General features: G+C 65.7%; 11 protein-coding genes and 1 tRNA gene. 3 read left to right on the top strand and 9 right to left on the bottom strand.

Translation table 11 applies throughout. The features are described from left to right. Nucleotides 1-60: 60 nt before the first annotated feature. Nucleotides 61-137 (bottom strand) — tRNA-Arg (locus G0D83_RS14180). A gap of 134 nt (nucleotides 138-271) precedes the next feature. Here G0D83_RS14180 and G0D83_RS14175 point away from each other — a divergent pair. Further along, the gene (locus G0D83_RS14175) at nucleotides 272-1,294 is read left to right on the top strand and encodes a LacI family DNA-binding transcriptional regulator (RefSeq protein WP_108964574.1); all 1,023 of its coding nucleotides are present in this window, start codon (nucleotides 272-274) and stop codon (nucleotides 1,292-1,294) included. Nucleotides 1,295-1,309: 15 nt separating this feature from the next. Here G0D83_RS14175 and G0D83_RS14170 read toward each other — a convergent pair whose 3' ends face one another. Further along, on the bottom strand, nucleotides 1,310-2,041 hold the full coding sequence (locus G0D83_RS14170) for a Crp/Fnr family transcriptional regulator (RefSeq protein ID WP_108964573.1): 732 nt from the start codon (nucleotides 2,039-2,041) through the stop codon (nucleotides 1,310-1,312). 77 nt (nucleotides 2,042-2,118) lie between these two features. Here G0D83_RS14170 and G0D83_RS14165 point away from each other — a divergent pair, with 77 nt between their 5' ends. Next, nucleotides 2,119-2,493: a hypothetical protein gene (locus tag G0D83_RS14165; protein WP_164195112.1), complete on the top strand. Its 375-nt coding sequence runs from the start codon at nucleotides 2,119-2,121 to the stop codon at nucleotides 2,491-2,493. A gap of 196 nt (nucleotides 2,494-2,689) precedes the next feature. On the opposite strand, the gene G0D83_RS14160 is transcribed toward G0D83_RS14165, so the two are convergent. From G0D83_RS14160 to G0D83_RS14130, 7 genes are all read right to left on the bottom strand, one after another. Beyond that, complete coding sequence (locus tag G0D83_RS14160; protein ID WP_164195109.1) at nucleotides 2,690-3,682, bottom strand: ABC transporter substrate-binding protein; 993 nt, start codon at nucleotides 3,680-3,682, stop codon at nucleotides 2,690-2,692. A gap of 54 nt (nucleotides 3,683-3,736) precedes the next feature. Beyond that, on the bottom strand, nucleotides 3,737-4,576 hold the full coding sequence (locus G0D83_RS14155) for an ABC transporter permease (protein WP_164195107.1): 840 nt from the start codon (nucleotides 4,574-4,576) through the stop codon (nucleotides 3,737-3,739). Continuing rightward, nucleotides 4,573-5,433, bottom strand: a complete 861-nt coding sequence (locus G0D83_RS14150; protein ID WP_164195105.1) for an ABC transporter permease — start codon at nucleotides 5,431-5,433, stop codon at nucleotides 4,573-4,575. Before G0D83_RS14150 ends, G0D83_RS14155 begins: the two co-directional genes overlap by 4 nt. Continuing rightward, complete coding sequence (locus tag G0D83_RS14145) at nucleotides 5,430-5,861, bottom strand: GNAT family N-acetyltransferase (RefSeq protein ID WP_164195103.1); 432 nt, start codon at nucleotides 5,859-5,861, stop codon at nucleotides 5,430-5,432. The genes G0D83_RS14150 and G0D83_RS14145 overlap by 4 nt, the downstream gene beginning before the upstream one ends. Then, nucleotides 5,854-6,672 (bottom strand): ABC transporter ATP-binding protein, encoded by an 819-nt coding sequence (locus G0D83_RS14140; protein WP_203595017.1) that lies wholly within the window; start codon nucleotides 6,670-6,672, stop codon nucleotides 5,854-5,856. The genes G0D83_RS14145 and G0D83_RS14140 overlap by 8 nt, the downstream gene beginning before the upstream one ends. An 86-nt stretch (nucleotides 6,673-6,758) precedes the next feature. Next, nucleotides 6,759-8,210: a dihydropyrimidinase gene (gene hydA, locus G0D83_RS14135; RefSeq protein ID WP_164195100.1), complete on the bottom strand. Its 1,452-nt coding sequence runs from the start codon at nucleotides 8,208-8,210 to the stop codon at nucleotides 6,759-6,761. 112 nt (nucleotides 8,211-8,322) lie between these two features. Beyond that, the gene (locus G0D83_RS14130) at nucleotides 8,323-9,573 is read right to left on the bottom strand and encodes a Zn-dependent hydrolase (protein ID WP_164195098.1); all 1,251 of its coding nucleotides are present in this window, start codon (nucleotides 9,571-9,573) and stop codon (nucleotides 8,323-8,325) included. Between the two features lie 198 nt (nucleotides 9,574-9,771). On the opposite strand from G0D83_RS14130, the gene G0D83_RS14125 reads away from it, so the two are divergent. After that, nucleotides 9,772-10,407, top strand: a complete 636-nt coding sequence (locus G0D83_RS14125) for a TetR family transcriptional regulator C-terminal domain-containing protein (RefSeq protein ID WP_164195096.1) — start codon at nucleotides 9,772-9,774, stop codon at nucleotides 10,405-10,407. Nucleotides 10,408-10,424: the final 17 nt, after the last annotated feature.

Below are 10,424 nucleotides of genomic sequence, written 5' to 3'. Positions count from 1 at the left end.
GGCAAGGTTGGACAAGTCGAGCACGCAAACACTTGAAAAGAAGGCAGAAAAATGAACGTCTGGCGATCCCGGCAGGATTCGAACCTGCAACCTGCCCCTTAGGAGGGGGCTGCTCTATCCAGTTGAGCCACGGGACCGACGGCCTTCCAATAGCGCGCGTTCACCCGGTTGTCACCCGGCAAGCGGAAAATTCGCCGCGCCGCGGCTTTGGCTTGTATGGCGGGGCAGAAAGGCTAACATTCAGGTATTTAGTGCTTCGAAGGAGCCGCCCGTGGCCGACACCGATCCCCGCCCCCTCACCCTCAGAGACGTCTCCGAGGCCTCCGGCGTGTCCGAGATGACCGTGAGCCGGGTGTTGCGCAACCGGGGCGACGTGTCCGAGGCCACGCGGGCAAAGGTGCTCGAAGCGGCCAAGACGCTTGGCTACGTGCCCAACAAGATCGCCGGGGCGCTGGCGAGCCAGCGGGTGAACCTTGTCGCGGTGATCATTCCGTCGATGCGCAACATGGTCTTCCCCGAGGTCATGGCGGGCATTGCATCGGTGCTCGAGGAGACAGAGCTGCAGCCGGTGGTCGGCATCACCGACTACATGCCGGAAAAAGAAGAGCGGGTGCTCTACGAGATGCTCTCGTGGCGCCCCTCGGGTGTGATCATCGCCGGGCTCGAGCACACCGAAGCCGCAAAGGCGATGATGAAGGCCAGCGGCATTCCCGTGGTCGAAATCATGGACATCGACGGCACGCCGGTCGATTGCGCCGTCGGAATCTCGCACCGCCGCGCCGGACGCGAGATGGCCAAGGCGATCCTGCGCGCGGGCTACCAGAAGATCGGCTTCCTCGGCACCAAGATGCCGCTGGACCACCGCGCCCGGAAACGCTTCGAGGGCTTCACCGAGGCGCTGGCGAAAAGCGGTGTCGAGGTGGTGGATCAGGAGTTCTACTCCGGCGGTTCGGCCCTGAAGAAGGGCCGCGAGATGACGCAGGCCATCCTCGAGCGCGAGCCGGAGATCGACTTCCTCTATTACTCCAACGACATGATCGGCGCGGGCGGGCTGCTCTACCTGATGGAACAGGGCCGCGACATCCCCGGCGAGATCGGCCTTGCCGGCTTTAACGGAGTCGAATTGCTGCAAGGGCTGCCGCGGCAGCTGGCGACCATGGATGCGCACCGGGCCGAAATCGGTCGCAAGGCGGCCCAGATCATCGCGGCGCGGGTCGAGAATCCCGACGCGGATTACGAGCGCATCGTCGAACTGACCCCAAAGATCGCCTACGGCGACACGCTGCGCCGCTGATCCGGCGCGCCGCGCTCAGAGAAGCGGACGTACCGAGGGCTCGTCGGCGTCGGCCATGGCCAGTTCGGCCATGCCGTCAACATCGCTGACATGCAGTTCACCGTCCGCCCATTCCGCCAGGCCCCGCGCCCGCAACCGCGCCAACGTCTTGTTGGTGTGGACCAGCGACAGGCCGAGCGCATCCGCAAGGTCCTGCTGGCGGTAGGGCAACGGCACACGCGGTCCCTGCCCGATCCCCATCTCGGAGAGCCGCCGGAAGATCTTCAGCAGCGCCCAGGCCACGCGCTCCGCCGCGTCGCGCTGGCCGACGGTGGCCAGTGTCTCGCCGAGGAAATGCTCCTCCGAGGCGGCAATCCACGTCACATCATAGGCCAATGACGGCTGCTTGCGGTAGAGCGACCAGAGGTCCGAGCGGTTGAACACGCAAAGGCGCATGGCGCTGGTCGCCTGCACAGAGTGCTTCATCTCGCCCAGAAGCCCTGCCTGAAGCCCGGTCAGATCGCCGGGCAGCAGGAAGTTGATCACCTGCCGCCGCCCGTTCTCGAGTGTCTTGTAACGCAGGCCCATACCCTCCAGGACGGTGAAGATCTGCGGTGAATTCGCCCCCTCGATCAGCAGGTGCGTGCCGGGATCGACGCTCAGTTCTCCGACCTTGAAGCGATCCATGAAGGCCAATTCGTCCTCCTCGAATGGCCGGAACAGAGCCTTGCGGCGCAAAGGGCAGCTCTGGCAGGATATCTGACGCATCTCGACCTCCTATGTCACAGATTAATGCGTCCCTGCCGGTTTGGTTCCAGTCTGCGCGCAACGAGAGGAGACCGCGCATGATTCCCGATGACATGCCCGACGCTGGGCCGGGGTTTCTGGTGCTGTTGAATGATCCCTTCGTGGCCGAAGATGTTGCACGAAGCATTTCCGAGCACGACCCCACGGCGCGCGTTGTCTGCGCGCGCACCCCCGAGGCGGCGTTGCTGCTTGTCCAGTCCGAAGGACATGTGGGCGTGGCACTGCTGCAGATGGCCCCTGAAGAGGTCCCCAAGAGCGCGCTCGGCCAGTTGCTGAGCGCCGCCGGGACCCGCATCGCGCTTGCCGGGGATGCCGCCGAGCAGCAGGGACCCGCCTGCGCCTACGAGGTGCTTCAACGCCCGTTCAGCAGCGCCGAGCTCCTGTTGACTCTGAGCCGCGCACGGGCGGGCTGAATGGTACGGCTGCCGGGGCCGCGCCCCCTGCTGTCATCGCCGCGTTACCTGCGCGGTCTAAGACTCGGGGCGTTCTTTGCGAGTGCCGTGGTACCCCTGCGGATTACCCCGCGCCCCGGTCAAAATAGCAGTGATTTAATGAAGAAGGGGGTGGCGCTTGCGCCACCCCCGTTTTCCTTTGCAGGGCCGAGAGCGCTTACTTCAGCGCTTCGTCGGTGATCGCATGGGTCCAGGCGGCCTCGCCCGGGTCCTTTGTGATCACCGGGTCGGCGCCGGCGCTCAGCAGCACCTCGACGGTGCGGGTGAAATCGGCCGGGTCCAGCGCGCCATTCGATCCGGCGGTCAGCTTGGCGATCTCGCCCATCATGCGCTTCTGATGCTTTTCGGTCTGGGCGCCGGTCTCGTCGTTCTCGAGCACGATCTCGGCGGCCTCATCCGGGTTCTCCTCGGCATATTTCCAGCCCTTCATCGAGGCGCGCACGAAGCGCACCAACTTTTCGGTCATCTCGGGGTCGGCGAGGTTTTCCTCGGTGGTGTAAAGACCGTCCTCGAGCGTCGAGATGCCCTCGTCCTGGTACTTGAAGACCACCAGGTCCTCGGGGGTGAGTCCCGCGTCGATCACCTGCCAGTACTCGTTGTAGGTCATGGTGGTGGCGCATTCGACCTGCTTCTGCAGCAGCGGGTCGACGTTGAAGTTGATCTTCTGGATGGTCACCCCGCCCTCGGAGCCGTCGGTCGCGTAGCCGAGCTTGGACATCCACGAATAGAGCGGCAGCTCGTTGCCAAAGAACCAGGTGCCGAGCGTGTGGCCCGGGAAATCCTCGGGGCTCTCGATGCCGTGCTCCTTGAGGCAGGTCAGCATGAGACCCGAGGATTTGAAGGGCTGGGCGATGTTGACGATCGGCGCGCCGTTCTCTCGCGCGGCCAGCGCCGAGGGCAGCCAGTCGACCATCACGTCCGCGCCGCCGCCCAGCAGCACCTGCACCGGCGCGATGTCCGGCCCGCCCGGCTTGATCGTCACGTCGAGGTCCTCTTCCTCGTAAAAGCCCTTCTCGGCGGCCACGTAATAGCCGGCGAACTGGGCCTGGGTCACCCATTTGAGCTGCAGCGTCAGCTCGTCCGCGGCCTGTGCCCCGCCCGCAGCGAGCAGCATAGCCGACGCGATCCCCCATCCGGTAAACTTGGTCATCTGTCTCTCCTGTTGCATTGCGCGTTTCTTTGTCTTTTGCCGCAGTTTGCTTTTTCACCGACCCCGCTGCGACGGGTGCCAGAAGGTCGCGGCGCGTTCGATCAGCGCCACGCCGCCGTAGAAGGCCGAGCCCGCAAGCGCGGCCACCACGATCTCTGCCCACACGAGGTCGAGCTGCAAGAGCCCGACGCTGGTGGAAATACGAAAGCCCATTCCGGTGATCGGCGAGCCGAAGAACTCGGCAACGATGGCGCCAATCAGCGCGAGGGTGGAGGCGATCTTCAGCCCGTTGAAGATGAAGGGCAGCGCCGCCGGCAGGCGCAGCTTCCAAAGGCTGGTCCAATAGCCGGCGGCATAGGTGCGCATGAGATCGCGCTGCATGGCACTGGTGTCGGAAAGCCCCTGCACCGCGTTGACCAGCACCGGAAAGAACACCATGACCACCACGACCGCCGCCTTGGACTGCCAGTCGAAACCGAACCACATGACCAGAACGGGCGCGATGCCGATGATCGGCAGCGCCGCGACGAAGTTGCCCACCGGCAGAAGCCCGCGCCGCAGAAAGTCGAAGCGATCGACCACGACGGCCGTCAGCAGTGCCGCGCCGCAGCCCAGCACGTAGCCGGTGAGCGCCCCTTTAAGCACCGTCTGCACGAAGTCCTGCCAGAGCACGCTCGACGACTGCCCGAAGCGCGCCGCGATCACCGAGGGCGCGGGCAGCAGCACCGGCGAGATACCGAAGCCGCGCACCACTGCCTCCCAGACGAAGACCAGCACCAGCCCGAAGATCACCGGCACGGCCAGCGCCGCCACCCGGCCCCTCCGTTTCGAGAGCCGGACGTTGGCCCAGAGACCCAGCGCCCAGATGATCAGCCCTGCAACAATCCAGCTCATGCCATTCCCATCCGCTTGAGGGTGACACGCTGAATGAGCCCGATCAGCCCCACCAGCGCCGCTGCCAGAGCAGCCGCCATCAACAGCGCCGACCAGATCTGGATGGTCTGCCCGTAATAGCTTCCGGCCAGCAGCCGCGCGCCGAGCCCCGCCACCGCGCCGGTCGGCAGCTCGCCGACGATGGCCCCAACGAGGCTTGCCGCCATGGCGATCTTCATCGAGGCAAAGAGATAGGGCATCGAGGCCGGCAGCCGCAGCCGCCAGAACTCCTGAGCCCGGGTCGCGCTCCATGTGCGCATCTGGTCAAGCTGCATGGAGTCCGGGCTGCGCAGCCCCTTCACCATGCCCACCACCACCGGGAAGAACGACAGGTACATCGAGATCATCGCCTTGGGCAGCAACCCCGAGATGCCGATGGCGTTCAGCACCACGATGATCATCGGTGCGATGGCGAGGATGGGGATGGTTTGGCTGGCGATCACCCAAGGCATGACCGATTTGTCCATCACCCGGTTGTAGACGATGCCCACCGCCAGCGCGAAACCAAGCTGCGTGCCGAGCCCGAAGCCCAGCACCGTGGCGCTCATGGTCACCCAGGCGTGGTAGACGAGGCTGCGCTTCGAGGTGGGCTTCTTCATCGCCACCGTGTCCCAGAGCTCGGCCGCCACTTGGTGCGGCGCGGGCAGCTTGGGTTTCTCTTGTGCCCAGGTCTCGGCGATCAGCTCGGGCGTGGTCAGCACACGGTCCTGTCGCGCCGCCTGGTCGAGAACCCATTGCTTGTTGAGCATAACGGCGGCGCCGTACCAGATCACCAGGATTGCCAGAACGACGGTGAGGACCGGGATCACGTTTCTCATCGCACCCACTCCATCCGCAGCTCGGGCAGCTCGTGCGGCGGCTCCGGATCGACCGCCCCCGCGCCGACGAAGCCCTCGCGCCGGTAAAAGCGCTGCGCCGCCTCGTTGGCAACGTGGGTGTGCAGGAAGAGCCGATCGCGCCCCTCCTTCGCCTTGTCCATCAGCGCCTTGCCAAGCCCCGCGCCGCTGCGCGCACAGTAGAGAGCGCCGATTTTGCCCGCTTCGGGATCGACCGAGAGATAGCCCTCGACCGGATTGCCGATCACCCAGACCTCGCGCGCTGGGAAGGCGTCCCGCAGGAAGCCCTCGACCTCTTCGGCCGAATGCACGCGCGGGAACCACGGGGTGGCGTCGATCCAGCCGTTCAACACCGCCGCGCAGGTGCCAATGTCGGTGTCCACGGCGCGCCTGACAGACAGATCAGTCATAGGCATGCCCCGCCCGCAGCCCCTCGCGTACGCGGTGGGCGATCTCGAGGAATTCCGGCGTGTCGCGGATCTCGAGCGGGCGATCCTTCGGCAGCGGGCTCTCGATGATATCGGTGATCCGCCCCGGGCGCGGCGACATGACGACGATCCTGGTCGACAGGTACACCGCTTCGGGGATCGAGTGGGTGACGAAGCAGATGGTCTTTTCGGTGCGCGCCCAGAGCGCCAAAAGCTGCTCGTTGAGGTGATCGCGAACGATCTCGTCGAGCGCCCCGAAGGGCTCATCCATCAGCAGAATGTCGGCATCGAAAGCCAGCGCCCGGGCGATGGAGGCCCGCTGCTGCATGCCGCCCGAAAGCTGCCAGGGGTACTTCTTCTCGAAGCCCGCCAGCTCCACCAGGTCGAGCACGCGCTGCACCCGCTCGGCCTGCTCGGCTTTCGAATAGCCCATGATCTCCAGTGGTAGGCGGATGTTGCCACCGATGGTGCGCCACGGGTAGAGCCCCGCCGCCTGAAAGACATAACCATAGGCGCGCGCCTTGCGGGCGGCCTCGGGGGTCACGCCATTGACCAGCACCGTGCCCGAGGTCGGCGTCTCGAGGTCCGCCATCACCCGCAGGAAGGTGGTCTTGCCACAACCCGAGGGACCGATGAAGGAGACGAAGTCGCCCTTGCCGATTTTCAAGTCCACGTCTTTCAGCGCCTGAACCGGGCCGTCGTTCGTCTCGTAGACGAGGTTCAGCCCCTCGGCCGAGATCACCGTCGGAGCATGCAGGACCCTGGCCGCTGAAGCGACCGCTTGTTCTGTCATCATCTTCATTCCCTGTTTGGGGCGGGGGCGTCTTCTGGCCCCCTGCCCCGGTCGTCTTCAGTCTTCGTCAGTCCATGTTTTCGGCATCACACCCCGGATGCCGGGATGCCCGTACGCTCCACCTTGCGCGGGGCGGTCAGCTCCTTCCACGAGCTCAGCGCCTTGTTCACCGGCCCGGCGGGCGGGCGGGCGACGAACTGGCCGTGGCCCTCTTCGGAGCTCATCGCGCCTTCGGTGACCGAGACCTTGCCGCGGCTCAGCACGAATCGCGGCAGACCCTTGACCGTCATCCCCTCGAAGACGTTGTAGTCGATCGCCGATTGCTGGGTCTTGGCCGAGATCACCTTCTCGCGGTTGGGGTCGAGCACGACGATGTCGGCATCGGCCCCCACGAGGATCGCCCCCTTGCGCGGATAGATGTTGAGGATCTTGGCGATGTTGGTCGAGGTCACCGCCACGAACTCCTGCGGCGTCAGCCGGCCAGTGCCCACGCCCTGAGTCCAGAGCATCGGCAGCCGGTCCTCGAGCCCGCCGGTGCCATTCGGAATCTTGGTGAAATCACCGACCCCGTAGCGCTTCTGGTCGGTTGTGAAGGCGCAATGGTCCGTCGCCACGCAGGAGAGCGAGCCCGCGGCCAGCCCGGCCCAGAGGCTGTCTTGATGCGCCTTGTTGCGGAACGGCGGCGACATCACGCGGCGCGCGGCATGGTCCCAATCGGGGCTCGCATATTCGCTCTCGTCGAGCGTCAGGTGCTGGATCAGCGGCTCGCCCCAGACCCGCTTGCCCGCCTGCCGCGCGCGGCGGATCGCCTCGTGGCTTTCCTCGCAGCTGACATGCACCACGTAGAGCGGCACACCGGCCATGTCGGCGATCATGATGGCGCGGTTGGTGGCCTCGCCCTCGACCTGCGGCGGGCGCGAGTAGGCGTGCGCCTCGGGGCCGTTGTTGCCGGCGGCGAGCAGCTTGGCGGAGAGCTCGGCCACCACGTCGCCGTTCTCGGCATGCACCAGCGGGATCGCCCCCAGCTCGGCGCAGCGCTGGAACGAGGCGAAGAGCTCGTCGTCGTTCACCATCAGCGCGCCCTTATAGGCCATGAAGTGCTTGAAGGTGGTGATGCCGCGATCTACCACCTCCTTCATCTCGTTGAAGACTTGCTCGCTCCACCATGTGACCGCCATGTGGAACGAATAGTCGCAATGCGCGCGGGTCGATTTGTTGTCCCACATCTGCAGCGCGTCGAGCAGCCCCTGCCCCGGCGAGGGCAGCGCGAAGTCGACCACCATGGTGGTGCCACCGGCCAGCGCCGCGCGGGTGCCGCTGTCGAAGTCGTCGGCCGAATAGGTCCCCATGAAGGGCATCTCGAGGTGGGTGTGCGGGTCGATCCCGCCGGGCATCACGTAGCAGCCCGAGGCGTCCAGCACCTCGTCGCCCTTGAGGTTCTGGCCGATCTCGACAATGCGGCCGCCTTCGACCAGCACGTCTGCGTCATAGCTCAGGTCGGCGGTGACGATGGTGCCGCCCTTGATCACTGTGGACATGTTTCCCTCCCTTGGAAGTCCGTGTCCGGGATGTCTTCTAGGCAAGAATATCCCGGGAGGCCCGCGGCCCGCGGGCCGCGGACGGGGCTGAGCCCCCTATCTTTCACCGGCCTCAGGCGACGATCTCCGCGGTCTCGAGCACCGCGTGAAACAGCACGTCTGTGCCCGCCGCCGCCCAGTCCTTCGAGATCTCCTCGGCCTCGTTGTGCGAGATGCCGTCGACGCAGGGGCACATGACCATGGTCGCGGGCGCCACCTTGGCGGCCCAGCAGGCATCGTGGCCCGCGCCCGAGATGAGGTTCATATGCGAGTAGCCCAGCCGCTCGGCGGCATTGCGGACGTTCTCGACCAGCTCGGGGGCGAAGGTCACCGGGTCGAAGTGGCCGACCGGGTCGACCGCGCAGCCGACGCCCAGCTCCGTGCAGATTTCCGCGGCGCGTTGCTCGATCTCGGCGCGCATGCCGTCGAGCTTGGCCTGGTCGGGCGAGCGAATGTCGACGGTGAAGACCACGCTGCCGGGCAGCACGTTCCGCGAATTGGGCGAGAAGGTCACCTGCCCCACCCCGCCGACGGCGCCGGGCTGCGCGGCCATTGCCACCTCCTGCACCATCTCGAAGATACGGCCCATGGCCAGACCCGCGTTCACCCGCATGTCCATCGGAGTCGAGCCGGTGTGCGCGGCCTTGCCGGTCAAAGTAAACTCGAGCCACCAGAGCCCTTGGCAATGGGTGACCACGCCGATGTCCTTGCCCTCGGCCTCGAGAATCGGCCCTTGCTCGATGTGCAGTTCGTAATAGGCGTGCATCTTGCGCGCGCCGACCTCTTCCTCGCCCAGCCAGCCGATGCGCTTAAGCTCGTCGCCGTAGGTCTTGCCCTCGAGATCCTTACGTCCGTAGGCGTAATCGAGGTCAAGCACCCCGGCGAAGACCCCCGAAGCCAGCATGGCGGGGGCAAAGCGCGCGCCTTCCTCGTTGGCCCAGTTGGTGACCACGATCGGGTGCTTGGTCTTGATGCCGAGATCGTTCATCGTGCGCACCGCCTCGAGCGCGCCGAGCACCCCAAGCACCCCGTCGTACTTGCCGCCGGTTGGCTGGGTATCGAGGTGCGAGCCGACGTAGACGGGCAGCGCGTCCGGGTCCTCACCGGGGCGGGTGGCGAACATGCTACCCATGGCGTCAACACCCATGGTCATGCCCGCGGCCTCGCACCAGTTCTGGAACAGCGCGCGCCCCTCGGCATCCTCGTCGGTGAGCGTCTGGCGGTTGTTGCCCCCCGCGATGCCGGGGCCGATCTTGGCCATCTCCATCAGGCTGTCCCAGAGTCGGTCGCCATCGATCCGGAGGTTCTCGCCCGGTGCCGCCATCTTTTTGTCCTCGCTGCCTTGCTTTGCATCTTGCATTGCGCGGTCGCGCTTGCGCGGGCCGCGCGTGTTTTTTACCATTTGGTAAAGCCACGATTGCAATGCGCCCCGAACCTGTCAAGAAATCCCTGCCTTGGCTCCCGGAACGGATGCGCATAGAGCGGGCAGCGCCGCCCGGAAAAGCAGCAGCCAAGGAATGCCATGCCCGCTCCCTCCGAAATCCGCCCCGAAAAGAAGCCTAGCCGAATCCAGATCCGCAACCGCCGCAAGATCATGGACGCAGCACTTGATATCTTCTCGCAGCACGGCTTCCGCGGCGCGACGCTCGACCAGATCGCCGAGGCGGCAGGCATGTCCAAGCCCAACCTCATCTATTATTTCGACGGCAAGGAGGCGATCCACGTCGCCCTGCTGAACGCGCTGATGACCGAATGGCTCGACCCGCTGCGCGAGCTTGATGCGCAAGGCGACCCGCTCGAGGAGATCCTCGGCTACGTGCGCCGCAAGATGGAGATGAGCCGCCAGTTCCCGCGCGAGAGCCGGCTCTTCGCGATCGAGATCATCCAGGGCGCGCCGCGCATGCTGCCGCACCTCGAAAGCGATCTGAAGCCGCTCTTCGACGAGAAATGCGCGCTGATCGCGGGATGGATGGCGGCGGGCAAGCTGGCGCCGCAGGATCCGCAGCAGCTCATCATGTCGATCTGGGCGCTGACCCAGCATTTCGCCGACTTCGACACGCAGGTGCGGGTGCTGGTGCCCGACGAGGTGGCGGGCTGGACGGCCGCCAATGCCCATGTGGAAACGATCTTCCGGGCGATCCTGACGCCTGAGGGGTAAGGCAGGGCCAATAGGCC

The organism is Salipiger sp. PrR003 (assembly GCF_010500785.1).
Classification (GTDB): Bacteria; Pseudomonadota; Alphaproteobacteria; order Rhodobacterales; family Rhodobacteraceae; genus Salipiger; species Salipiger pacificus_A.
The sequence above is the reverse complement of the archived record's forward strand: the minus strand, read 5'-3'. Positions and strand labels throughout refer to the sequence as shown.